Raw genomic sequence first — 22,723 nt, 5'->3', positions numbered from 1 at the left:
CCGAGCCCGACCGGTCACTGTCCGAGCCGGACGCTCGCCCTCCATTGTCCCGTACGGCGCACCCGTTCCGGACTCGGGGGTGGCGTCTGGTTCGCCACACCCGCCGTGCGCGTCAGGCTCCCGTCGGGTCCTCGCCCCGGTCCAGGGCCTTCCACATCTCCTCGGGCCGTTCCGGGTCGACCGGGCGGGCCGCGCGGCGCGGACGGTCGGTGCCACGCTCGTAGCGGCCGGACATGGCGGGCCACCGGTTGCCGAAGCGCAGCGCCAGCAGGCCGGCCAGCAGGATCAGCAGGCCACCGGCGGCCGCGACGTAGGGCCAGCCGGTGTGGCTGAGCGCGGCGACGGTGGCGGAGGTGTCGCCGCTGGCCCGGGCGGCCTTCTCGTCCAGCGCGGAGCTGTCGGAGGCGGCCACGAGGGCGGCGGCCGAGATGCCGGCGCCGGACAGCGCGAGCAGCCCGGCGACGACGAGCCGGCCGGCCCGGCGGACGGCGAATACGGCGACGAGCGCGGCGAGGCCCACTATGGCGAGGGCCGCGGGGACGCCCGTGACGTCGCTGCCCTTGGCGGTCAGCGGGAACGCGCCGCCGGCCACCGTCGCGGTGCCCTCCGCCCAGCGCTGCCGGGTCGCGAGCAGCGCCACGGCCGCGCCGAGCGCACCGCACAGGAGGGCCACGGCGAGGCTCCGCCGGCCGGACCGGACGGGCGCGGCGGCTTCGGAACGGGGGTGAGGTACGGCAGTCACGTACTCCACTATCGCCTGAACCCCGTGCGAACCGTCACCCGGGTCCGTCAAGCCATGGGCGGGTCGAGTTTCGACCATGATCCGCCCAGAAACGGCACATGAACGTCTCAGGAACGGCAAAGTAACGTCCCTGCTTCAACATTCATCTTGTTGACGTGACCCCGCCATCCGTACGTTCTGCGCGACCCCGGCGTGACACCCCGCGCCGTGGTGGCACCGCGCACCCCCCACACAGCCCTTCCCGGTTCACCCACCTCGTGGAGGACGTACGTTGCGCAGAACCACTTCCCTCGTCGCCGTGGCCACGCTCGCCACGGCCGCCCTCGCCCTGGCCACCCCGGTCGGCCAGGCGGCCCAGTCCACCTCCTCGTCCCACGGCGTCACCGTCGCGCACGCCTGCGCCACCCCGACGAAGAAGGACCAGATGGCCTGCAACGCCCTGCAGGTCACCTCGGGCACCCCGATGTCCGCGCACGCCGAGAGCGATCTGACGGCCGCCGCCACTCCCTCCGGTTACGGCCCCTCCTCGCTGCAGGCGGCGTACAACCTGCCCTCCGCGACCGGCGGTTCGGGCCAGACGGTGGCGATCGTCGACGCCTACGACGACCCGAGCGCCGAGTCCGACCTCGCCGTCTACCGCTCCCAGTACGGGCTGTCCGCCTGCACCACGGCCAACGGCTGCTTCAAGAAGGTGGACCAGACCGGCGGCACCAAGTACCCGCGTGGCAACTCCGGCTGGGCCGAGGAGATCTCGCTCGACCTCGACATGGTCAGCGCGGCCTGCCCGAACTGCAAGATCCTGCTGGTGGAGGCCAGTTCGGCCAGCATGACCAACCTGGGCACGGCCGTGAACACCGCCGTGAACCTGGGCGCCAAGTTCGTCTCCAACAGCTACGGCGGCTCCGAGTCCTCCAGCGACACGACGTACGACTCCACCTACTTCAACCACCCGGGTGTCGCCATCACCGTCTCCTCCGGTGACAACGGCTATGGCGTCGAGTACCCGGCGGCGTCCAAGTACGTGACGGCGGTGGGCGGTACGTCCCTGAAGACGGCCTCCAACTCCCGCGGCTGGACGGACACGGTGTGGAGCGGGGCCGGCTCCGGCTGCTCCGCGTACGACGCCAAGCCCAGCTGGCAGAAGGACACCGGCTGCGCCCGGCGCACGGTCGCGGACGTCTCGGCGGTCGCCGACCCCAACACCGGTGTCGCGGTGTACGACACGTACAGCCAGGGCAGTGGCTGGATGGTCTTCGGCGGCACCAGCGCCTCCTCTCCGCTGATCGCGGCGACCTACGCGCTGGCGGGCGCCCCGTCGGCCGGCTCCTACCCGGCGTCCTTCCCGTACGCGCACACCTCGTCGCTGAACGACGTGACGAGCGGCTCCAACGGCAGCTGCAGCGGCTCGTACCTGTGCACCGGCACCACCGGGTACGACGGGCCGTCCGGGCTCGGCACCCCGAACGGCACCGCCGCGTTCACCGGCTGAACTCTCCTATGAGTTGAGCCGGTTGGCCGTGTGCACCGCGCGGAGGACCGCCGCCGCCTTGTTGCGGCACTCCTGGTCCTCCGCCACCGGGTCGGAGTCGGCGACGATGCCGGCTCCGGCCTGCACGTATGCCGTGCCGTTCCGGAGCAGGGCCGTACGGATGGCGATCGCGGTGTCGGAGTCGCCCGCGAAGTCCAGATAGCCGACGCAGCCGCCGTACAGGCCGCGCCGGGACGGCTCCAGTTCGTCGATGATCTGCATCGCGCGGGGTTTGGGGGCGCCGGAGAGGGTGCCCGCCGGGAAGCAGGCGGTGAGCACGTCAAAGGCGGTGCGGCCCGCGGCCACCCGGCCGGTGACGGTCGAGACGATGTGCATCACGTGCGAGTAGCGCTCGACGGACATGAAGTCGACCACCTCGACCGAGCCGGGCTCGCAGACCCGTCCCAGATCGTTGCGGCCGAGGTCGACGAGCATCAGGTGCTCGGCGCGCTCCTTGGGGTCGGCCATCAGCTCCTCGGCGAGGGCCTGGTCCTCCTGCGGGGTCGTCCCGCGGGGCCGGGTGCCGGCGATGGGGTGCACCATGGCCCGCCCGTCCTCGACCTTGACCAGGGCCTCGGGGGACGAGCCGACGACGTCGAATCCCTCGAAGCGGAACAGGTACATGTACGGGGACGGGTTGGTCGCCCGCAGCACCCGGTAGACGTCAAGGGCACTGGCGGCGCACGGGGTCTCGAAGCGCTGGGAGGGCACGACCTGGAAGGCCTCGCCCGCGCGGATGCGCTCCTTGACGTCCTCGACGGCCACCTGGAAGTCGGGACCGCCCCACAGCGCGGTGTACTCGGGCAGCTCGGACGGCGGCAGCACGGCCGGGGGCTGGGCCACCGCGCGCGTGAGGTCGGCCTCCATGGCGTCGAGCCGGGCCACGGCATCGGCGTAGGCCTCGTCCACGCCGGTGTCGAGGTCGTTGTGGTTGATCGCGTTGGCGATCAGCAGGACCGAGCCCTCCCAGTGGTCCATGACGGCGAGGTCACTGGTCAGGAGCATGGTCAGCTCGGGCAGCTGCAGGTCGTCGCGCTCGCCGGGGCCGATCTTCTCCAGGCGGCGGACGATGTCGTAGCCGAGATAGCCGACCATGCCGCCGGTGAAGGGCGGCAGACCCTCCTGGCGTGGGGTGTGCAGGGCCTGGATCGTGGCCCGCAGGGCCTTCAGGGGGTCGCCGTCCACGGGCACGCCGACCGGCGGGGTGCCGAGCCAGTGCGCCTGTCCGTCGCGTTCCGTCAGCGTCCCGGCGGACCGGACACCGACGAAGGAGTACCGGGACCAGGAGCGGCCGTTCTCCGCGGACTCCAGCAGGAAGGTGCCGGGGCGCTCGGCGGCCAGTTTGCGGTACAGCGCGACCGGGGTGTCGCCGTCGGCGAGGAGCTTGCGCGTCACCGGGATGACGCGCCGGTCGGTGGCGAGTTTGCGGAAGGTCTCGAGGTCCATGGCGGCTGACCCTACTGATCCGGGGTGGTCGCGCCGGAATCGGCGTCCTTGAGGAGCACGTCCTCGTCGAAGCAGGTGCGCGCGCCGGTGTGGCATGCCGCGCCCACCTGGTCGACCTTGACGAGCACGGTGTCGGCGTCGCAGTCCAGCGCGACCGACTTCACCCACTGGACGTGGCCCGAGGTGTCGCCCTTGACCCAGTACTCCTGGCGGCTGCGCGACCAGTAGGTGCAGCGGCCGGTGGTCAGGGTGCGGTGCAGCGCCTCGTCGTCCATCCAGCCGAGCATGAGCACCTCACCGGTGTCGTACTGCTGGGCGATGGCGGGCAGGAGACCGTCCGCGGCGCGCTTGAGGCGGGCGGCGATCTCCGGGTCGAGGCTGCTGGGGGGAACGCTGCGGCGCGAAGCGCCTCGATCAGGGGCGGCGGTCGGGCGACGGGCGGGAGTCCCGGTCGTACTGGTCATGGGTGCCATTGTGCCGCGCGGGTACGACAGTGCCGGTGCCGTGTCCACTGCGCGGACTCGCTGCCTGGCCGTAGGCTGATCCCATGTCGACCTTCGCCAAGCGTGAACGGCTCCTGCTCGCCGACCTCTTGGAAACCGTCGGTCCGGATGCCGACACCCTCTGCGCGGGCTGGCGGACCCGGGACCTGGCCGCGCATGTGATCGTGCGCGAGCGCCGCCCGGACGCGGCCGGGGGCACGCTGATCAAGCAGCTCGTGCCGCGCCTGGAGAAGGTGATGGCCGAGTACACCGCGAAGCCGTACGAGGAGCTCATCCAGCTGATCCGTACCGGCCCGCCGCGCTTCTCGCCGTTCCAGCTCAAGCAGGTCGACGAGGCGGCCAACATCGTCGAGTTCTACGTCCACACCGAGGACGTACGCCGCGCCCAGCCGGACTGGAGCCCGCGGGAGCTGGACTCCGTCTTCCAGGACGCCCTGTGGTCCCGCCTGGAACGCACGGCACGGCTGGTGGCCCGTGGTGTGCCGACGGGCCTGGTGCTGCGCCGCCCGGACGGGCAGACGACGGTGGCGCACCGGGGCACGCCGGTGGTGACGGTGACCGGCGAGCCGTCCGAGCTGCTGATGTTCGCGTTCGGCCGGCAGAACGCGGCCGAGGTGGAGGTCGAGGGCGAGCCGGACGCGATCACCAAACTGAACGAATCGAAGCAGCTCGGGATCTGAGCCGGCCGGCCGACGGTCCGGGAGTGCGCTGGTCCGGCCGCGGGAGCGGCCCCGCGGTCAGCCCGGCAGTTCCGCGCGCCGCAGTGCCGGCACGACAAGGGCGACGAGCCCGCCGAGGCCACAGACACCCGCGCTGACGACGTAGACCGGCCCGAGCCCGAAGCCCCCGATCGCAGCCGCAGCGAGCGGCATGCCGAGCGGGGCCAGGCCGAGGCTGACCAGGCTGGAGACGGCGGTGACGCGGCCCAGGTAGGCGGGGTCGGCATGGGTCTGGAGCAGGGCACCGCACAGGGCGCCGCTGAGCCCGGCGAGCAGGCCCACGAGCCCGGCCACGCCGACGGCGGCGGCGAGCGCGGGCACGAACGCGAGGGCGCCGATGGCCACGGCTCCCGCGACACACGCCGACCCGGTGACCTGCCCCGCGCGGGGCAGTCGCCCCCGGACCGTGAGCAGCAGCGCGGAGGCTCCGGCCCCGACCCCGAATCCGGCCAGCACCCAGCCCATGCCCGAGGCACCCCAGCCCCGCCGGTCGGCGAGCAGCGTCAGCCCGATGTTCAGCGGTCCGACGAAGCCGAGGTCACCGAGGGCGATGGCCAGCATCAGCGGGGCGAGGACGCGATGGCGGCGGATGTGGCCGAGACCGGCGCGCAGATCGTTCCAGGCGGTACCCGCCACCTCGGCCGTGTCGTCCTTCGGCAGATCCCGTACCCGCACCGAGAGCAGCAGCGGAACGGAGACGGCGATGAGCATCCCGGCGAAGGCGAACGCGGCCGGGGCACCACCGACGGCCACGCCGAGCCCGCCGAGCGGAGCGCCGACCACGGCGGAGAACCGGATCGCGAGGCCGCGCATGCCCTGGACCCGGGCGAGCTGTCCCTTCTCGGTGAGGCGGGCCGGCAGGGCGCCCACGGCCGGCATGAACACGGCGTCGACCGCGCCGAAGACCAGCGCCAGCAGGGCGAGCGGCCACAGTCCCGGGCTGGTGAGGAAGAGCAGGGCCGCCACGGCGAGGACGGCCGCGCAGCGCACGGCGTCGCTGCCGATGACGACCCGGCGCGGCCCGAACCGGTCGGCGATCACTCCGCCGCCGAGCATCAGCACGGCCCGGGGCAGCGCGCTCGCGGACGTCACGAGACCGGCCTGCGCGGGCGTTCCGGCCTGTACGGCGGCCCAGGACAGGGCGAGGTAGTAGACGCTGTCGCCGAGCATCGAGCAGGTGTAGGCGGCGAGCCAGCGCAGGACGTTGGGGTCGCGGTGGGCCTGCGGAGCGGTCGCCGACGGTATGAGCGTGGCGGTCACGGGAGGGGGTCCTCTCAGACGCGGAACGGGAAGCCGTACAGGTAGAGGGCGACGTGCTCGCGTCCCTCGGTCTCGCCCGCGGCCTCGGCGGCCTGACCTCGTTCGTCGTACCTGCGCAGGACCGCGTCCAGTTCTTCCTTCAGCGCGGTGAGTTCCGCCGGCGTCAGCCGCAGCCACGACTCCGTGTCCACGGACGCGGTGTTCCACTCGGGCCCCCAGGCGGGGCGTTCGTCGAGGTAACGGCGGTACTGGTCGGCCCGCTGGTCGTGGAAGAGACGCGTGGCCGCGAGGTGTGCGGCGGCCTTTCCCGGCTCGCCCCGGAAGTCCTCGTCCCGGATGCTCACCCCGTCCGACGCCGGCTGCCACCAGCGCTCCCGGCCGTCCGCCGTCTGCGGCCGGGCCTCCTCGATCAGCCCGTGGTCGGCGAGTTTGCGCAGGTGGTAGCTGACCAGGGACACCGCCTCGTCCACGTGCTCGGCCAACTGGGAGGCCGTGGCCACCCGCTCCATGCACAGCAGCCGGTACAGGTTGGCGCGCAGCGGGTGCGCGAGGGCCTTGAGCGTGCCCACGTCCGTGATCCGGCGGTTCTCTTTGCTCGCCATGCCCTCACCGTAGATACGCAAGAAAAGTTGCGCAATAGATTTTGCGCAACTTGTCTTTCGCGTCCGTGCATGAGAAAGCCCCGGCCCACCCCAAAGAGGCAACCGGGGCTCGGCGCCGTGTCAGCGCACGGGGTGGCCCGCCTCGCGGAGGGTCTGCTTCACCTCGGGGATCCGGAGGTCGCCGAAGTGGAAGACGGAGGCGGCCAGGACCGCGTCGGCGCCGGCGGCGATGGCAGGGGGGAAGTCGGCCAGCTTGCCGGCGCCGCCGGAGGCGATCACCGGGACGGTCACGTGCTTGCGGACCGCCGCGATCATCTCCAGGTCGTAGCCGTCCTTCGTGCCGTCCGCGTCCATGGAGTTCAGGAGGATCTCCCCGGCGCCCAGCTCGGCCGCCCGGTGCGCCCACTCGACGGCGTCGATGCCGGTGCCGCGCCGGCCGCCGTGGGTCGTGACCTCGAAGGAGCCCGCCCCGGTGCGGCGCGCGTCCACCGACAGGACCAGCACCTGCCGGCCGAAGCGCTCGGCGATCTCGCGGATCAGGTCGGGGCGGGCGATCGCGGCGGTGTTCACGCCCACCTTGTCGGCGCCCGCCCGCAGCAGCTTGTCCACGTCCTCGGCGGTACGGACGCCGCCGCCGACCGTCAGCGGGATGAACACCTGCTCCGCCGTGCGCCGCACCACGTCGTACGTCGTCTCCCGGTCGCCCGAGGACGCGGTGATGTCCAGGAACGTCAGCTCGTCGGCGCCCTCGGCGTCGTACACCTTCGCCATCTCGACGGGGTCGCCCGCGTCGCGCAGGTTCTGGAAGTTGACGCCCTTGACGACCCGGCCGTTGTCCACGTCCAGGCAGGGGATGACTCGGACCGCCAGGGTCATGACTGTTCAGGCTCCTCTGAATGCTTCGATTTCCACTTCGACCAGGATCCGCGGATCGACGAACCCCTCGACGACCAGCAGGGTCGACACCGGGCGCACCGAGTCGAACATCTCCTTGTGCGCCCGGCCCACGGCGTCCACGTCCCGCACATGGGTCAGGTACATGCGTGTACGGATCACGGACGCGACATCGAGTCCGAACTCGCCGAGCGCCTCGAGGGCGCTGGTGAAGGCCACCTTGGCCTGTTCGTACGGGTCGCCCTCGCCGTACAGCACGGTGCCCTTGAAGGACGTCGTGCCCGCCACCAGCACCCGGTCGCCCGCCGCGACGGCACGTGCGAAACCGAAACTCTCTTCCCAGGGACTTCCGCTCTGCACGCGCCGCACGGCATCGCTCATGACGACACAGCCTCCAAGGCCTCTTCCAGGGTGAACGCCTTCGCGTACAGGGCCTTCCCGACGATGGAGCCCTCGACACCGAGGGGTACCAGCGCGGCGATGGCGCGCAGGTCGTCCAGGGACGACACGCCGCCGGAGGCCACGACCGGGCGGTCCGTCGCCGCGCAGACGTTCTTCAGCAGCTCCAGGTTGGGGCCCTGCAGCGTGCCGTCCTTGGCGATGTCGGTGACGACGTAGCGGGCGCAGCCCTCGTTGTTGAGGCGCTCCAGCGTCTCGTAGAGGTCGCCGCCGTCGCGGGTCCAGCCGCGGCCGCGCAGGGTCGTGCCCCGTACGTCGAGGCCGACGGCGATCTTGTCGCCGTGCTGGGCGATGACCTTGGCGACCCACTCCGGGGTCTCCAGGGCGGCGGTGCCGAGGTTCACGCGCGTGCAGCCGGTGGCCAGGGCGGCGGCCAGCGAGGCGTCGTCGCGGATGCCGCCGGACAGCTCCACCTTGATGTCCATCGCCCTGGTGACCTCGGCGATCAGGTCGCGGTTGTCGCCGGTGCCGAAGGCCGCGTCCAGGTCGACCAGGTGCAGCCACTCGGCGCCCGAGCGCTGCCAGGCGAGGGCGGCCTCCAGCGGGGAGCCGTAGGAGGTCTCGGTCCCGGACTCGCCGTGCACGAGGCGGACGGCCTGGCCGTCGCGGACGTCGACGGCGGGGAGGAGTTCGAGCTTGGCCATGTCTCTACAGGGTTCCGATCCAGTTGGTGAGGAGCTGGGCGCCGGCGTCGCCGGACTTCTCGGGGTGGAACTGCGTGGCCCACAGGGCGCCGTTCTCCACGGCGGCCACGAACGGCTTGCCGTGCGTCGACCAGGTCACCTTGGGCGCCGCGATCAGCGGGTTGTGCGATTCCAGGGCCCAGTCGTGGACGGCGTAGGAGTGCACGAAGTAGAAGCGGGCGTCGGCGTCGAGGCCGGCGAACAGCTCCGAGTCGGCGGGGGCTTCGACGGTGTTCCAGCCCATGTGGGGCACGACCTCGGCCTGGAGCGGCGCGACCGTACCGGGCCACTCGTCCAGGCCCTCGGCCTCCACGCCGTGCTCGATGCCGCGCGCGAAGAGGATCTGCATGCCGACGCAGATGCCCATCACGGGCCGACCTCCGGACAGGCGCCGGTCGACCACCCAGTCACCGCGGGCCGCGCGCAGGCCCTGCATGCAGGCGGCGAAGGCCCCGACGCCCGGCACCAGCAGGCCGTCGGCGTTCATGGCCTTGTCGAAGTCACGGGTGATCTCGACATCGGCGCCCACCCGCGCGAGGGCGCGTTCGGCCGAGCGGACGTTGCCGAAGCCGTAGTCGAAGACGACGACCTTCTTGCCGCCTGTGCTCAATTCCACACCCCCAGCCGCATCACGCCCGCGACCAGGCACATGCCCGCGCCGATGGAGAGCAGCACGATCAGGCTCCTGGGCATCTGCTGCTTGGCGAAGGAGATGATGCCGCCGACCAGGAAGAGACCGACGACGATCAGCAGGGTCGAGAGACCGTTCATGGGGTTACAGCGCGCCCTTCGTGGAGGGGAGGATGCCGGCCGCGCGCGGGTCGCGCTCGGAGGCGTACCGCAGCGCCCGGGCCAGGGCCTTGAACTGGCACTCCACGATGTGGTGCGCGTTGCGCCCGTACGGCACGTGCACGTGCAGCGCGATCTGCGCCTGGGCGACGAAGGACTCCAGGATGTGCCGGGTCATCGTGGTGTCGTACTCGCCGATCATCGGCGCCATGTTCTCGGGCTCGGTGTGCACGAGGTACGGGCGGCCGGACAGGTCGACGGTCACCTGGGCGAGGGACTCGTCCAGCGGGACCGTGCAGTTGCCGAACCGATAGATCCCCACCTTGTCGCCGAGCGCCTGCTTGAAGGCGGCGCCGAGCGCGAGGGCGGTGTCCTCGATGGTGTGGTGGGAGTCGATGTGCAGGTCGCCGTCGGTCTTCACGGTCAGGTCGAACAGACCGTGCCGGCCGAGCTGGTCGAGCATGTGGTCGTAGAAGCCGACGCCGGTGGCGATGTCGGTCCGCCCGGTGCCGTCGAGATCGATCTCGACCAGCACCGAGGTCTCCTTCGTGGTGCGCTCTATGCGTCCTACGCGGCTCATGCCTTACAGCTCCTTCTTCACTTCACGGACCGCGTCGAGGAACGCGTCGTTCTCCTCCGGGGTTCCGGCGGACACCCGCAGCCACCCCGGTACGCCGTTGTCCCGGACCAGGACGCCCCGGTCGAGGATCTTCCGCCAGGCGGTGTGGGCGTCCGGAAACCGGCCGAACTGCACGAAGTTCGCGTCGGACTCCGTGACCTCGTAGCCGATCGCGCGCAGCTCGGCGACCAGCCGGTCCCGCTCCGCCTTCAGCTGCTCGACGTACCCCAGCAGGGTGTCGGTGTGCTCCAGGGCGGCCAGGGCGGTCGCCTGGGTGATCGCCGACAGGTGGTAGGGCAGCCGGACGAGCTGGACGGCGTCCACGACCGCCGGGTCGGCGGCGAGATAGCCCAGGCGCAGACCCGCCGCGCCGAACGCCTTGGACATCGTGCGGGAGATGACCAGGTTCGGGCGGCCCTCGAGCAGCGGCAGCAGCGAGTCGCCGTGGCTGAACTCGATGTACGCCTCGTCCACGATCACCATCGACGGCTTGGCCGCCTGCGCCGCCTCGAACAGCGCGAGCACCGTCTGCGGCGGGACCGCGTTGCCCGTGGGGTTGTTGGGGGTGGTGATGAAGACGACGTCCGGCTTGTGCTCGGCGATGGCCCGCTCGGCGGCGGCGAGGTCGATGGTGAAGTCCTCGTTGCGGGGACCCGGGATCCAGCCCGTCCCGGTCCCGCGCGCGATGAGCGCGTGCATCGAGTACGACGGCTCGAAGCCGATCGCCGTACGGCCCGGCCCGCCGAAGGTCTGCAGCAACTGCTGGATGACCTCGTTGGAGCCGTTGGCGGCCCACACGTTCTCGATGCCGAGCGGGTACTTGCCCGTCTTCGTCAGGTACGCGGCCAGCTCGGTGCGCAGCTGGACCGCGTCCCGGTCCGGGTAGCGGTTCAGGTCGCGGGCGGCCTCCCGCACCCGCTCCGTGATCCGCTCGACCAGCGGCTCGGGCAGCGGGTAGGGGTTCTCGTTGGTGTTCAGCCGTACGGGGACGTCCAACTGGGGCGCGCCGTAGGGGGACTTGCCGCGCAGCTCGTCCCGTACGGGGAGATCGTCGATGCGGGTCACTTGCCTTCAGGAACCTTCCACCCGAAACGAGCCTTGATCGCCGCGCCGTGCGCCGGGAGGTCCTCCGCCTCCGCCAGCGTCACCACGTGATGGGCGACCTCGGCGAGCGCGTCCCTCGTGTAGTCCACGATGTGGATGCCGCGCAGGAAGGACTGGACGGACAGGCCCGAGGAGTGGCAGGCACAGCCGCCGGTGGGCAGGACGTGGTTCGACCCGGCCGCGTAGTCGCCGAGGGAGACCGGGGCCCACGGGCCGATGAAGATCGCGCCCGCGTTCTTCACCCGGTCGGCGACCGCGGCGGCGTCGGCGGTCTGGATCTCCAGGTGCTCGGCGCCGTACGCGTCGACGACCCTCAGGCCCTCCTCGACGCCGTCGACCAGCACGATCGCGGACTGCCGGCCCTTGAGCGCGGGCACGATCCGGTCCTCGACGTGCTTGGTGGCCGTGACCTGCGGCTGAAGCTCCTTCTCCACCGCCTCGGCCAGCTCGACGGAGTCGGTGACCAGGACGGCCGCCGCGAGCGGGTCGTGCTCGGCCTGGCTGATCAGGTCCGAGGCCACGTGCACCGGGTCGGCGGTGTCGTCCGCGAGGATCGCGATCTCGGTCGGGCCGGCCTCGGCGTCGATGCCGATCCTGCCGGTGAAGAAGCGCTTGGCGGCGGCCACCCAGATGTTGCCGGGGCCGGTGACCATGTTGGCCGGCGGGCAGGACTCGGTGCCGTAGGCGAACATCGCGACGGCGGTGGCGCCGCCGGCCGCGTAGACCTCGTCCACGCCGAGCAGCGCGCAGGCGGCGAGGATCGTCGGGTGCGGAAGGCCACCGAACTCGGCCTGCGGCGGGGAGGCGAGCGCGATCGACCCGACCCCGGCCTCCTGGGCCGGTACGGCGTTCATGATCACGGAGGACGGGTAGACGGACCGGCCGCCCGGCGCGTACAGCCCGACGCGCTCGACCGGCACCCACTTCTCGGTCACCGAGCCGCCCGGCACCACCTGGGTGGTGTGGGTGCTGCGGCGCTGCTCGCGGTGGACCAGGCGGGCACGGCGGATGGACTCCTCCAGCGCGGCGCGCACGGCCGGGTCGAGGGCCTCGAGGGCGTCGGTGAGGGCCCGGGCCGGGACACGGACGGATTCCAGCCGTACTCCGTCGAACTTCTCGGCGAAGTCGATCAGCGCCGCGTCGCCACGATGATGCACGGCCTCGCAGATCGGACGCACCTTCTCCAGGGCGGCCGAAACGTCGAAGTCGGCTCGGGGCAGCAGGTCGCGCAGGGCGAGTCCCTCGGGAAGGGCGTCGCCGCGCAGATCGATTCGGGAGATCACGGTCCCAATTCTCTCAGACCGCCGTCGCGAGCCGCGGACGCGTATCAATGGCTGATACAGAACGTGGCGGAACTCGGAAGATCTCCTTCACCTCTAGTGTTCCGGCAGTCACTGAGCGGGCATGAACGGCTGTACGAAAGCACTGGACGCACTGGACCGGGAGAGGACAAAGGTGACCGAGGGGGCCGGCGTCGCAGCCGGGGACCTGCCGGACGAGCTGACCGCGGCCGAGGCGGGCATGTGGCAGGCCTTCCGCAACGGCAGTGTGTACGACCTGAGCCGTGGGGACGCCGAGGTGGACGATCCGCACGGCGGACACCCCTGGGGTCCGGAGCGCACGGTGCGGGCGCGGATCGTGGCCTGGCTGCTGCTGGACGGCCCGCCGGCGCTCGCGGGCCGGGTGTCCGCGCTGAAGCTGACCGGCGTGCGGATCACCGGCACCCTGGACCTCTCGGGCGGCACGGTACGGCCGTACGTCGAACTGCGCGGCTGCCGCTTCGACGAGGAGGTCCTGCTGCCGGAGGCCCGGTTCACCACCCTGCGCATGGTGGACTGCGCGGTGCCCCGGCTGGAGGCGGCCCGCGTGCACACCGAGGGCGACCTGCATTTTCCGCGCTGCCGGTTCCAGAACGGGGCCCGGCTGACGGACGCGCACATCGGCACCGACCTGATGCTCAACCAGGCCGTGGTGTACCGCGACCGCAGCGGGCGGTCGATCTCGGCGGACGGCATGACCGTGGGCCAGGACCTCCAGGCGGAGATGCTCCAGTCGCACGGCGAGCTGCGGCTGCGCGGCGCCAAGGTCGGCGTCTCGCTCAGCCTGCGCGGCGCGAACCTGGACAACCCCTACTCCCGCTACGCCCTGAACGCCCCCCAGCTGACCGTCGAGCGCACCCTGTACCTGACCCCGGCCGGCGTGGGCAGCCCGCTGCTGAGCGGCACGACACCGGCGCGCGGGACGCGGATCCAGCGCTTCGAGTGCCGGGGCGGGATACGCCTGGACGACGGGCGGTTCGGGGACGCCGTCGACCTCGAGCGGGCCCGCTTCGCCCTCAGCGACGACCAGGAGCTGTCGCTGCGCCGGGTGCACGCCTCGGAGCTGCGCTTCCTCGGGGAGGGACCGCAGCGCGGCAAGGTGGTGCTGTCCGGCGCGCGGATCGTCAGCCTGGTGGACCGGGCGGCGAGCTGGCCGGGCCCCGGCAATCTGCACATGGGCGGCTTCGTGTACGAGAACCTCGTCCCGCGCGGCCCGTTCCCGCTGGCCGGCCGGCTGGACTGGGTGGCGGCGGCCACCGCGGAGTACGCCCCGGAGCCGTACGAGCGGCTGGCGGCGGTGCTGCGGGCGGCCGGGGAGGACGAGGACGCGCGGGAGGTGCTGCTCGCCAAGCAGCGCCGGCGCCGCGAGACGCTGCCGCCGGCCGCGAAGGTCTGGGGATTCGTGCAGGACTGGACCGTGGCCTACGGCTACCGTCCCGGCCGGGCCGCGGTGTGGATGGCGGTGCTGTGGGCGGCGGGCACGCTGGCGTTCGCCCACGCGGACCATCCGCCGGTGAACCACGACGGCCATCCGTACTGGAGCCCGGCCCTGTTCACGCTGGACCTGCTGCTGCCGGTGGTCGACCTGGGCCAGGCCGGCCAGTGGCAGCTGCGGGGCGGCTGGCAGTGGCTGGCGGCCGTGATGATCCTGCTCGGCTGGATCCTGGCGACGACGGTGGCGGCGGGGGCGACACGGCTGCTGCGGCGGAGCTGACCGCTTTCCGCCCGACGGCGGTACAAAGGTGGAACAGTCACCTTTTGCCGGTCCTTGACCCCGGACCGTACAACTTTCCGCGACTTCGCCCGTCCCTCTGGCGCGCCGCCGACCTGCGGTCTTTCAATGGTCGGCACCATGGTTGCGCTCCCACCGTTCATCCGCCCCACCCGGATGACCAAACGCCCCCCGCGCCCGGCCGGCCGACCGCAGGCCGGGGACGAGGTCGTGCTCGACGCACCCGACGACCGTCTCTCGCCCGCACTGGTCGCGGCCGGACGGGGCGAGTACCGGCCCGCGGCCGAGCTGATCGCCGCCACCCGCGCCGGCGGCGAGTGGGAGAACCACGACCGGTACGTCCGGTATCTGGCGGCCTTCGCCCGTTCGCGTCCCGAGTGGTTCGACTCCTGGCGGGCGAGCACCCCGGGGACGCCCGACGCCCTGGTGGTCGAGGCGCAGCTGGCCGTGGACCGCGCCTGGCCCTCGCCGGCCCGCGCCGAGCTGCTGCGCGAGGTGAGCCCGCTGATCACCGCCGCCGCCCGGGCCGACGACCGCGACCCGGTGCCCTGGCGGATCGCGCTGGACCACGCGCGCGGCTCACGGGCCGGCCACCGGTACTTCGAGGAGCTGTGGGAGGCGGCCGTGCGCCGCGCCCCGCACCACTACGGCTGCCATGTGGCCGCCCTGCGCTACCTGGCCGGCTTCCGGCGCGGTTCCCACGACGCCTGCTTCGACTTCGCCGAGCGGGCCGCGCAGGACGCCCCGGCCGACTCGCTCGTCCAGGCCCTGCCGGCCCGGGCCGCCTTCGGCTGCCTGATCGACGGGCACGACCCCGAGATCCCGCGCGCCCGGCTGGACATCGCGGCCGACCAGGCGCTCGCGCTCTCCGCCCGCTTCCCGGCGGCCGATCCGTGGACCGCCCAGATCCGCAACAAGCTCCTGTACGTCCTGCTGCGCCTGCACCGCTGGGAGGACGCGCGCGGCGAGCTGAGCCGGATCGGCCCGTACGCCACCTCCTTCCCCTGGGACCGGTTCTCCGAGGATCCGCTCGGCCACTTCCTGCGGCTGCGCGAGCACCTGCTGACAGCGGGGTCCCGGCCCGCCCGCGCAGGCCTCATGGCGCTGATGAGCACGCCCGGCGTCACTCAGGGCGGGCGCGGCGGACACACTCCCGCCGGTGACCACTAGGCTGGGGCGTCGTGACCACCGTCCGTCTCCCGCTCTTCCCGCTGAACACGGTGCTGTTCCCGGGGCTCGTGCTGCCGCTGAACATCTTCGAGGAGCGCTATCGCGCCATGATGCGCGAGTTGCTCAAGACACCCGAGGACGAGCCGCGCCGGTTCGCCGTCGTGGCCATCCGCGACGGCTACGAGGTGGCGCCGAGCGCCCCCGGCATGCCGGACCCCACGGCACAGCCCGACCGGGGCCCGGCCGCGGGCTTCGGCCAGGACCCCCTCAAGGCCTTCCACGGCGTGGGCTGTGTGGCGGACGCGGCGACCGTCCGGGAGCGGGCCGACGGCACGTTCGAGGTGCTGGCGACGGGGACGACCCGGGTGCGGCTGCTGTCCGTCGACGCGTCGGGCCCCTTCCTGACTGCGGAGTTGGAGGAACTGCCGGAGGAACCGGGCGACGAGGCGGGCGCGCTGGCCGAGGGGGTGCTGCGCTCCTTCCGCCAGTACCAGAAGCGGCTGGCGGGCGCCCGCGAGCGCTCGCTGTCGACGGGCGCGGACCTCCCGGACGACCCCGGCGTGGTGTCGTACCTGGTGGCGGCGGCGATGGTGCATGACACGCCGACGAAACAGCGCCTGCTCCAGGCCCCCGACACCGCGTCCCGCCTGCGCGACGAGCTGAAACTCCTTCGCTCCGAGACGGCCATCATCCGTAGTCTTCCGTCACTGCCCGCGTTCGAGCTGACTCGGGCGCCGACGAGCCTGAACTGAGGGACCTGCACGCACCGATGGCGAAGAAGTCGAAGAAACAGCAGCAGTCCGGAGGCACCCCCGCGACGGTCGCCCTGTCCTCGGCCGGCGTGGACTTCACGGTCCACTCCTACGACCACGACCCCTCCCACCCCTCCTACGGCGAGGAGGCGGCGGAGGCGATGGGCGTCTCCCCCGACCGCGTCTTCAAGACCCTGGTGGCCGACGTCGACGGCACCCTGACCGTGGCCGTGGTCCCGGTGTCCGGCTCCCTCGACCTGAAGGCCCTCGCGGCGGCGGTGGGCGGCAAACGGGCGACCATGGCCGACCCGACGCTGGCGGAGCGGACGACCGGGTATGTGCGGGGCGGCATCTCACCGCTGGGCCAGCGCAGCGAGCGACATGGCAAACACCTCACGACGGTTGTTGACGAGTCCGCCCTGACTCACCCCACGATGTTCGTTTCCGCAGGTAGGCGCGGCCTTGAAGTAGAGCTGTCTCCGACCGATCTAGTGGCGCTGACAGGCGCCGTAACGGCCAACATCGCTCGCTAGTCTGAGACAAGACGAGACCCCCGGCCGGAAGCCGGGGGTCTCAGGGCACCTGTCATGTTGCTTGCCGTCCAGTCGCCCCTACCGGCACCGGAAGATGCCGGAGCTCATTCGCCCCGCGGGGCATACGGGTGATCGGGCACCACACGGCCATCAGGCAGCGTCTTGACGTACGCAGGTGACGCCATGATGTGAGCCGCCACCTTCTGCACTACGTCAGCGTTCCAGGTGCCCATGGCGACCATCGGTCGGCCATCGGGCGCCACCCGCGGCACGAGTCGGATCAGATCACGGTTCGGGACGCCGATGGCTAGCAATGCCTGTCGCAGCGCCTCGTGTGCGTCAGAGGCAGCCTTACGGCTGCTCTTGTAGACCTCCATCGGGATCACGACCGCCCCCTGTGGTCATGGGGGTGAAGCCAGATCTCGACATTGCAGTCTGAGGCCTTGGACCAGTCGCCGGCCGCACGCGCCGCGGCGCGGCGCTTCTTGAGTACGGCACAGGTGACACAGTTCTCTGCCGGCTCAGGATCCGGAGCCGGTTCGGAAAGGTAGACGGGCGCGCTTGGCGCCGTCCAACGACTACTCTCTCTCACGTCGTCCTGTCCTCTCAGGATGGCCACGCCCCCGGATCACCCGCCGTGATCGCGGGGGTCCTTCATGTCCTCCATCGTCCTGCGCCTTCACGGCCGTATCTGCCGACGTTGAGGGACAGTTGGAGCGTCTGGGCGGTACCGTTGAAAACGCCCAAACGTCCAAGGAGGGGGACTTGAACCAAGCGCTAAGATCCGCTATGGACGACGCGGGCATGTCCCCGCGACAACTGGCAACCCTTGTCAGGGTCACGAGCAAGACGATTGATCGCTGGGTTGCGGACGAAAACCTGATCCCGCATGCCAGAAACAGGGCAGATGCCGCCGAAGCACTGAAGGTAGATGAAGGAATGCTCTGGCCTCAGGCAGTAAGAGACCGCGTGAAGACGGGCGGAGACCTAGAGATCGTGCGGTCATACCCCTACCGGTCTGCCTGCCCTTCAACGGTCTGGGGTGAGCTTGTAGCCAGTACGAAGGAAGAACTGTTCTTCGCCGGCTACACGAACTACTTCCTGTTCATCGATCAGCCCAACTTCGTCTCCACCCTGCGCGGCAAGCTAGAGAGCGGCTGTCGAGTCCGCTTCCTTCTAGGGGACCCTGAGGGCGAGATCACGCGTCAGCGTGAGGCCATCGAAGACGTAGCCCTGTCTGTCTCCACACGCATCCGCATCACACTTGAGAACCTGCGGAAGCTGGGCAACGCAGAAGGCCTGGAAGCGCGCTACAGCGCGCCAGAGGACGCGGCGAACCATGTGAGCCTGTCAGTCTTCAGGTTTGGCTCTGAGGCGCTTGTGACGCCTCACCTTGCACGGCTCGTTGGCCATGACTCGCCCCTCTTGCATCTCCGCAAGCGGGACTCTGGTGGACTCTTCGACCGGTTCACCGAACACGCAGAAGAGCTTTGGGGACGGGCGACGCCTGTCACTGCGTGACGCGACGCCTCTTGCTCCGGCAGGAGGCGTTTACGTCTTCCTGAGCCGTTCTCAGGCCGTTTGCATCGATATTCGGGATTTTATGCATCCCTTTGAAATGCCGTCACAGGCTGTCATCTGGGCATGTCCGATTTGATCTAGACCCCCCCTATCGGAACCTGCGAAAATGTGTCGAGTCATGGGGGCCGGGTCTTCTGCGTACAAGATCAACGAGATATACTCACCCCCCGGTATGCGGCTACAGCCGCTCACAGTAACGAGCGGTGACGAATGGACCTGCTGTTTATGCAGGTCAACGATCCCAGCCAATAGCAAAGTCATCGGTGAACGGCACTTGAGTGATGCCGAGATCAAGGCAGGCCGCTACGCGGTGGTGGCCATCCATCAGCTCGCCACGGCGTACGAGGATCGGACGCTGAACGCCATGCAGTCTGATGGACTCTAGAAGGTCCGGGTAGCTGTCGTCTTGACGCTTGCCGTCCAACGTGTCGGCCACGGCCAGGCCGAGTAAGTCACCTGAGTACAGTTCTAGAGCCTCAGATACCTGCATGACTCCGGCCATAGCCACACGCGTCTTTTTGCTGCCATGCACCAACTCAGTCAGGTTGAATGCTCTTCTCACGCAGTGATTACAGCTAGAAGGAATCGCATAGCCGCGGGGCGGCCGAAGGAACTCATTGGCCGGCCGCCATTGGCGGCATGATCCGCAACACTCCTTCTTTGGCTCAGTCATCGGGAACTACCTGCCGGCGCTTGCGCGCCCTGTATTCCCTTGCCTTCTGTACTCGCGTCTCACGAGTCTTCTGATATTGCTGCCTGGCCTCAGACTTCAGGCATGACTTACAGCGGGCGCGCAGGGCGCCTGTGTGGCTATGGAAGTAGAAGTACTCTGCTGTCGCAGGCAGTAGGGTGAGGCAGCTATTGCATTCCTTCATAGTGCTCCGTTCTTGGTAAGCGAGATAGAAAAAAGAGGCGCCCACTAGCTGAGGACTAGTGGGCGCCGTACCGACGCAGCGAGGATCAACGGGCAGGAAGTTAAAAGACCCTAGCCAAGCTTGGATTCCCTTGTGCTCGACTGAGCTGATTGCTAGTACTCAGTCATGGGTGACTTTGACGTCGGCATTGGTGCGTGCTGGGACTTTGACATCCCAGCACGCTTGACCTTAGAAGGTCGGGTTAACCAGGCCAGTTCCCTGAATCACAGCGATAGACGGAGCGTATCGCGACGTCACGAAAGAGGCGTAGTTGTAGAGGCGGACGAAGACGCTCATGTTCTGAGCGTACGTCTGCTGGAAGGCTTCCGCCCTGATGTGAGACTCGAAGAGCATCGAGTCTGCAAGCCTGGCAATCAGAATCTGATCCTGATTCGTGCCAGCACCAAGGTTGGTCGGGATGTTGTTGTCCAGGAAAACCGGGAGTCCGAACATCCGGCCAACGGCGCCTTCGGCAGTCTGCTCAGTCTGGATACCCATCGAGTTGAAGGGTCCCTGATCGTGAGGGAGGATGGCCGGCCGGTTCTGGGAATCCACTTGAGTGGAAATCCAGGCCCAACGCCGCGGATGCATCACAATGGCATCCGGCGGCAGGTAGCGAGACGCGTTGATCTGCTGAATGGCATTCGCCATCTGGTTATACAGATTCCCAGCACCGAACAGAGTCGGGGATGCGCTGGTGTACGTCACGCTATGCGTGCCGCTCAGGGTCGTGAGGCCAGTGAGCTGACCACCCGTACCCGGACCCGAAAGAACCTGAGTGTCAAGGGTCTGCGCATACGCGGCAGCGAGATCCGACAGGATCACATTGTCGATGTTCAGAGGGCTCTGCTCCAGAAGCTGGAGAGAAACCGTCTGACCACCAGCAATGGTCACGACCGGGGCAGCAATGCTGCTGGTCGTAATGTCAGTCTGCTGGATTCCAGTATTCTGAGCAGCCTGAGACGCAACACCCGTTCCACCAGTAATCTTCGGGACGTTCAGAACGTCCGTTCCGGCCGGCAGATCCTCGGTCGGAATGAGGTTGGCAGTCACGCGTCCAGGACGCGCAAACTTCACGTACTCATCCTCAAGCCACATCGGCGGAGCGAATTCACCGCCAGCGCCATTCGTGGTCGAGATGGCGCGCTCTTCGTTATTCCTGCGGAGCCTGTCAGCCGCATCTGCGTTGCCGTTGCGGGACTGGTAGAGATCCCGGAAGTAGGAGTGACTACCATCCTTGCGGTAAGTCGACTCATTGCGCGTCACGCTGACAGACGGAGCGTACTTACGAGCCATAGGAGCTGCCGCCGCTTCCGCGGCAATCTGCTCTTCAAGCTCCTGGATACGCTCGTCATAGCCGCGAACTTCAGTGGACAGAGCATCAAACCGGCTCTGCTGGCCACTGGACAGCGATCGATTGTGCTTCTCGGCAACCGCCAGAATGGAATCAATCGCGTTGCGTGCCTCAGTGCGCTTGGTGCGCAGATCGGCAAGCATCTGGTACTTAGTCATTTTGATGGACCTCCAAAAGGGTCGAAATTTGGAAGCCCACATGGCCACGCTTTAAGTCGGAGTCCACCGACATACGGCATGACAAAGGCCCGAATCCGAATCCACGGACCGGGCCTTGACTCAATATGGGTTGTTACTTGTTTGTCTCGTCAGCCTGGCTCTCCAGCCCCTTAACTCCCGAGATCTCCGACCACCGCGGTAGCGGTGGCAGAGAAGCTTCTATGTGCTCCATCTCGGCGCGATGCGCCGTTCTCAGCTCTTGCTCATAGCTCGCAATCACTGCGTCTTCCCTGGCGCGCTCAAAGGCGCCGAAGTGCAGAATGTCAATCGCAAGGGCATGCCAAAGCTCGTTTTCGCTCTCGCGGCATACGAGAGCAGTGAGGTACCGCTGACGCGGAGACATCTTCCTGATGGTCTCGCGCAGGGATGCAAATTCGCTCATGGATCAGACTCCTTTGATGGTCGATTCTTGGTTCCGAGAGGATAAAAGGACGCCGCCTGCCGGCGGTTCTGGAAACTTAAAGACCAGATGCAGCGTCGACAGGCGGCTAACCACCCAACCAAAGGAGGACCCCGCGATGAGCAGTCGCGGGTATAAGTGCAGTGCCACATCTCAAGTGGGTTCCACTGCGCGCCTATGCGCTTTCAACACGCCATAGGACAGACGAGCCTATGTAGGGGCACGTCCAGTTGCGACGACTCGAAGGAGTCTCCTTGGGTTTTTCCCTCTATTAGTCTAGGTAAAGCGTTACATACCTAGTTCTGCCTTGACCGCGCGATGTTTACGTACTCGCGCGGCAGTCTGCTTCCGGCGACGGTGATCCTTGCAGCCGTCGCAAACGCTTGGCCACTTGCGGCTTGAGGCCGCGGAACGCTGGACAGCGAAAGACTCCCGGCACTCCTGACAGGTGCCGGTATAGCTCTTCATTCCATCACTCAACTCAACACGGCCATGGGCCGTGTTCCATGCCTTCTGTCTTGCGCGTGCTGCGGCACGCTCTCTAGCTCGTATAACGGCCGAACGCTGTGCGGCCGGTATCTCCCACAGGGGAACGCCCTCCATGGCGTCAGGAGGGCTCTCAGGGATTTTCATTCTTCTCACTTCCACCGCAGCGCAAGGCTGCGTGATGTCATGCTTCCGCCCCGAACGTCTCGGGGCGATGGGATTATGAATCGTCAGGCCGGCGTCCATGACGTCGGCTATATCAATGCTCATTGAAGAACCTCCTTGGCAAGACAGAGAGAAGCCATCTCTTCGATGGCGAATCGATGGCTGACAAATAACGGCCGTGACTACGGCCGATCAGTTCACAATAAAGACAGAGGCCATCGTGAGGCGATGGCCGATCAAATCAACATCACTAGACATATACCGTTGGCCGATCATTCAAGGCCAACGCGTCAAATAGCGCCGTGGCTACGGCGCATCAATCCATCAGTTAGCGGCCCATGGCCTCATGGCCTAGGGCCGGATCAATTACTGATCAATAACCATGCAAGCCCATGGCTTGCTACTGATAAGTAACTTATCTAGTCATGGATAAGCCGTGCCGGCTCTTCGGCCGGCACGGCGTTGATTGATAGTCATAGTTCAATGGCGCCCGTAGGCGCCTGTATGTCTTGTGATTCATCGGTCATGGGATGGGCACCGAAGGTGCCCTAAAAGAATAGAGAGCAAAACTACGTTTCCCCTGATCACAGGGTTGCCGTTTAGCCTCGTAGGCTAAAGGCCTTAGCCTGACAGGCTAAAAACTCACTCCGTAGGCACTGGACTAAGGTCACGAACCCTGACGCCATGGTGTCGGCAGAACCCTGTGCCGTTGCTGCCCTTCTGGGCTGCGTAGGCAGGAATCACCAGGCAA

24 protein-coding genes are annotated in these 22,723 nt (G+C 68.6%); 7 read left to right on the top strand and 17 right to left on the bottom strand.

Annotated features, from left to right (window positions below; genetic code table 11):
- Nucleotides 1–112 precede the first annotated feature (112 nt).
- Complete coding sequence (locus SRB17_RS05485; protein WP_323375028.1) at nucleotides 113–751, bottom strand: TIGR02234 family membrane protein; 639 nt, start codon at nucleotides 749–751, stop codon at nucleotides 113–115.
- Nucleotides 752–1,013: 262 nt separating this feature from the next.
- On the opposite strand from SRB17_RS05485, the gene SRB17_RS05480 reads away from it, so the two are divergent.
- Nucleotides 1,014–2,231: a S53 family peptidase gene (locus tag SRB17_RS05480; RefSeq protein ID WP_153534989.1), complete on the top strand. Its 1,218-nt coding sequence runs from the start codon at nucleotides 1,014–1,016 to the stop codon at nucleotides 2,229–2,231.
- Nucleotides 2,232–2,237: 6 nt separating this feature from the next.
- Here the strand turns inward: SRB17_RS05480 and SRB17_RS05475 are convergent, their stop codons facing one another.
- Together SRB17_RS05475 and hisI are read right to left on the bottom strand one after the other, a co-directional pair.
- Nucleotides 2,238–3,716, bottom strand: coding sequence for an anthranilate synthase component I (locus SRB17_RS05475; protein ID WP_153534987.1), 1,479 nt, complete (start codon nucleotides 3,714–3,716; stop codon nucleotides 2,238–2,240).
- 11 nt (nucleotides 3,717–3,727) lie between these two features.
- Nucleotides 3,728–4,180: a phosphoribosyl-AMP cyclohydrolase gene (hisI, locus tag SRB17_RS05470; protein ID WP_416237023.1), complete on the bottom strand. Its 453-nt coding sequence runs from the start codon at nucleotides 4,178–4,180 to the stop codon at nucleotides 3,728–3,730.
- 83 nt (nucleotides 4,181–4,263) lie between these two features.
- Here hisI and SRB17_RS05465 point away from each other — a divergent pair, with 83 nt between their 5' ends.
- On the top strand, nucleotides 4,264–4,899 hold the full coding sequence (locus SRB17_RS05465) for a TIGR03085 family metal-binding protein (protein ID WP_153534983.1): 636 nt from the start codon (nucleotides 4,264–4,266) through the stop codon (nucleotides 4,897–4,899).
- A gap of 57 nt (nucleotides 4,900–4,956) precedes the next feature.
- Here SRB17_RS05465 and SRB17_RS05460 read toward each other — a convergent pair whose 3' ends face one another.
- From SRB17_RS05460 to hisD, 10 genes are all read right to left on the bottom strand, one after another.
- Nucleotides 4,957–6,198 (bottom strand): MFS transporter, encoded by a 1,242-nt coding sequence (locus tag SRB17_RS05460; RefSeq protein WP_323375027.1) that lies wholly within the window; start codon nucleotides 6,196–6,198, stop codon nucleotides 4,957–4,959.
- A gap of 14 nt (nucleotides 6,199–6,212) precedes the next feature.
- Nucleotides 6,213–6,800 (bottom strand): ArsR/SmtB family transcription factor, encoded by a 588-nt coding sequence (locus SRB17_RS05455; protein ID WP_153534981.1) that lies wholly within the window; start codon nucleotides 6,798–6,800, stop codon nucleotides 6,213–6,215.
- Between the two features lie 120 nt (nucleotides 6,801–6,920).
- On the bottom strand, nucleotides 6,921–7,676 hold the full coding sequence (hisF, locus tag SRB17_RS05450; protein ID WP_153534978.1) for an imidazole glycerol phosphate synthase subunit HisF: 756 nt from the start codon (nucleotides 7,674–7,676) through the stop codon (nucleotides 6,921–6,923).
- A gap of 6 nt (nucleotides 7,677–7,682) precedes the next feature.
- Nucleotides 7,683–8,075 (bottom strand): RidA family protein, encoded by a 393-nt coding sequence (locus tag SRB17_RS05445; protein WP_153534976.1) that lies wholly within the window; start codon nucleotides 8,073–8,075, stop codon nucleotides 7,683–7,685.
- The gene (gene priA, locus SRB17_RS05440) at nucleotides 8,072–8,797 is read right to left on the bottom strand and encodes a bifunctional 1-(5-phosphoribosyl)-5-((5-phosphoribosylamino)methylideneamino)imidazole-4-carboxamide isomerase/phosphoribosylanthranilate isomerase PriA (protein WP_153534974.1); all 726 of its coding nucleotides are present in this window, start codon (nucleotides 8,795–8,797) and stop codon (nucleotides 8,072–8,074) included. The genes SRB17_RS05445 and priA overlap by 4 nt, the downstream gene beginning before the upstream one ends.
- 4 nt (nucleotides 8,798–8,801) lie before the next feature.
- A complete protein-coding gene (gene hisH / locus SRB17_RS05435; protein WP_323375026.1) occupies nucleotides 8,802–9,452 on the bottom strand; it encodes an imidazole glycerol phosphate synthase subunit HisH in 651 nt (216 codons plus the stop codon).
- Nucleotides 9,443–9,607, bottom strand: a complete 165-nt coding sequence (locus SRB17_RS45325; protein ID WP_194293904.1) for a hypothetical protein — start codon at nucleotides 9,605–9,607, stop codon at nucleotides 9,443–9,445. Before SRB17_RS45325 ends, hisH begins: the two co-directional genes overlap by 10 nt.
- 4 nt (nucleotides 9,608–9,611) lie before the next feature.
- Nucleotides 9,612–10,205 carry an imidazoleglycerol-phosphate dehydratase HisB gene (hisB, locus tag SRB17_RS05430; RefSeq protein ID WP_055710051.1) on the bottom strand — a complete coding sequence of 198 codons (594 nt, stop codon included), beginning with the start codon at nucleotides 10,203–10,205 and terminating at the stop codon, nucleotides 9,612–9,614.
- 3 nt (nucleotides 10,206–10,208) lie between these two features.
- Nucleotides 10,209–11,309, bottom strand: coding sequence for a histidinol-phosphate transaminase (locus tag SRB17_RS05425; protein WP_323375025.1), 1,101 nt, complete (start codon nucleotides 11,307–11,309; stop codon nucleotides 10,209–10,211).
- Entirely contained in the window at nucleotides 11,306–12,631 is a 1,326-nt protein-coding gene (gene hisD / locus SRB17_RS05420) for a histidinol dehydrogenase (RefSeq protein ID WP_323375024.1), read from the bottom strand. Before hisD ends, SRB17_RS05425 begins: the two co-directional genes overlap by 4 nt.
- Before the next feature lie 172 nt (nucleotides 12,632–12,803).
- On the opposite strand from hisD, the gene SRB17_RS05415 reads away from it, so the two are divergent.
- The 4 genes from SRB17_RS05415 (at nucleotide 12,804) to ybaK (ending at nucleotide 16,854) form a co-directional block, all read left to right on the top strand.
- Complete coding sequence (locus tag SRB17_RS05415) at nucleotides 12,804–14,381, top strand: oxidoreductase (RefSeq protein WP_323375113.1); 1,578 nt, start codon at nucleotides 12,804–12,806, stop codon at nucleotides 14,379–14,381.
- 126 nt (nucleotides 14,382–14,507) lie between these two features.
- Nucleotides 14,508–15,569 (top strand): hypothetical protein, encoded by a 1,062-nt coding sequence (locus SRB17_RS05410; protein ID WP_228395832.1) that lies wholly within the window; start codon nucleotides 14,508–14,510, stop codon nucleotides 15,567–15,569.
- A gap of 11 nt (nucleotides 15,570–15,580) precedes the next feature.
- Nucleotides 15,581–16,321 carry an LON peptidase substrate-binding domain-containing protein gene (locus tag SRB17_RS05405; protein ID WP_323375022.1) on the top strand — a complete coding sequence of 247 codons (741 nt, stop codon included), beginning with the start codon at nucleotides 15,581–15,583 and terminating at the stop codon, nucleotides 16,319–16,321.
- Between the two features lie 17 nt (nucleotides 16,322–16,338).
- Complete coding sequence (gene ybaK, locus SRB17_RS05400) at nucleotides 16,339–16,854, top strand: Cys-tRNA(Pro) deacylase (protein WP_153534969.1); 516 nt, start codon at nucleotides 16,339–16,341, stop codon at nucleotides 16,852–16,854.
- 104 nt (nucleotides 16,855–16,958) lie between these two features.
- On the opposite strand, the gene SRB17_RS05395 is transcribed toward ybaK, so the two are convergent.
- A complete protein-coding gene (locus SRB17_RS05395; RefSeq protein ID WP_153534967.1) occupies nucleotides 16,959–17,240 on the bottom strand; it encodes a hypothetical protein in 282 nt (93 codons plus the stop codon).
- Between the two features lie 403 nt (nucleotides 17,241–17,643).
- Between SRB17_RS05395 and SRB17_RS05390 the strand changes: the two genes are divergently transcribed.
- Complete coding sequence (locus SRB17_RS05390) at nucleotides 17,644–18,375, top strand: XRE family transcriptional regulator (protein WP_194293903.1); 732 nt, start codon at nucleotides 17,644–17,646, stop codon at nucleotides 18,373–18,375.
- Nucleotides 18,376–18,667: 292 nt separating this feature from the next.
- Here SRB17_RS05390 and SRB17_RS05385 read toward each other — a convergent pair whose 3' ends face one another.
- The 3 genes from SRB17_RS05385 to SRB17_RS05375 form a co-directional block, all read right to left on the bottom strand.
- A complete protein-coding gene (locus SRB17_RS05385; protein WP_194293902.1) occupies nucleotides 18,668–18,997 on the bottom strand; it encodes a ParB N-terminal domain-containing protein in 330 nt (109 codons plus the stop codon).
- Between the two features lie 541 nt (nucleotides 18,998–19,538).
- Nucleotides 19,539–20,861: a phage major capsid protein gene (locus SRB17_RS05380; RefSeq protein WP_153534963.1), complete on the bottom strand. Its 1,323-nt coding sequence runs from the start codon at nucleotides 20,859–20,861 to the stop codon at nucleotides 19,539–19,541.
- A 133-nt stretch (nucleotides 20,862–20,994) separates the two neighbouring features.
- Nucleotides 20,995–21,303, bottom strand: coding sequence for a hypothetical protein (locus SRB17_RS05375; protein WP_153534961.1), 309 nt, complete (start codon nucleotides 21,301–21,303; stop codon nucleotides 20,995–20,997).
- Nucleotides 21,304–22,723: the final 1,420 nt, after the last annotated feature.

Source organism: Streptomyces sp. RB17 (assembly GCF_009604455.1).
GTDB lineage: Bacteria > Actinomycetota > Actinomycetes > Streptomycetales > Streptomycetaceae > Streptomyces.
The sequence above is the reverse complement of the archived record's forward strand: the minus strand, read 5'-3'. Positions and strand labels throughout refer to the sequence as shown.

Bases quoted from the DNA above. Each gene is read 5' to 3' on its own strand.
- SRB17_RS05475 (WP_153534987.1), bottom strand. From the start codon at position 3,716: ATGGACCTCGAGACCTTCCGCAAACTCGCCACCGACCGGCGCGTCATC.
- hisI (WP_416237023.1), bottom strand. From the start codon at position 4,180: ATGACCAGTACGACCGGGACTCCCGCCCGTCGCCCGACCGCCGCCCCT.
- SRB17_RS05465 (WP_153534983.1), top strand. From the start codon at position 4,264: ATGTCGACCTTCGCCAAGCGTGAACGGCTCCTGCTCGCCGACCTCTTG.
- SRB17_RS05455 (WP_153534981.1), bottom strand. From the start codon at position 6,800: ATGGCGAGCAAAGAGAACCGCCGGATCACGGACGTGGGCACGCTCAAG.
- hisF (WP_153534978.1), bottom strand. From the start codon at position 7,676: ATGACCCTGGCGGTCCGAGTCATCCCCTGCCTGGACGTGGACAACGGC.
- SRB17_RS05445 (WP_153534976.1), bottom strand. From the start codon at position 8,075: ATGAGCGATGCCGTGCGGCGCGTGCAGAGCGGAAGTCCCTGGGAAGAG.
- priA (WP_153534974.1), bottom strand. From the start codon at position 8,797: ATGGCCAAGCTCGAACTCCTCCCCGCCGTCGACGTCCGCGACGGCCAG.
- SRB17_RS45325 (WP_194293904.1), bottom strand. From the start codon at position 9,607: ATGAACGGTCTCTCGACCCTGCTGATCGTCGTCGGTCTCTTCCTGGTC.
- hisB (WP_055710051.1), bottom strand. From the start codon at position 10,205: ATGAGCCGCGTAGGACGCATAGAGCGCACCACGAAGGAGACCTCGGTG.
- SRB17_RS05410 (WP_228395832.1), top strand. From the start codon at position 14,508: ATGGTCGGCACCATGGTTGCGCTCCCACCGTTCATCCGCCCCACCCGG.
- ybaK (WP_153534969.1), top strand. From the start codon at position 16,339: ATGGCGAAGAAGTCGAAGAAACAGCAGCAGTCCGGAGGCACCCCCGCG.
- SRB17_RS05390 (WP_194293903.1), top strand. From the start codon at position 17,644: ATGGACGACGCGGGCATGTCCCCGCGACAACTGGCAACCCTTGTCAGG.
- SRB17_RS05380 (WP_153534963.1), bottom strand. From the start codon at position 20,861: ATGACTAAGTACCAGATGCTTGCCGATCTGCGCACCAAGCGCACTGAG.
- SRB17_RS05375 (WP_153534961.1), bottom strand. From the start codon at position 21,303: ATGAGCGAATTTGCATCCCTGCGCGAGACCATCAGGAAGATGTCTCCG.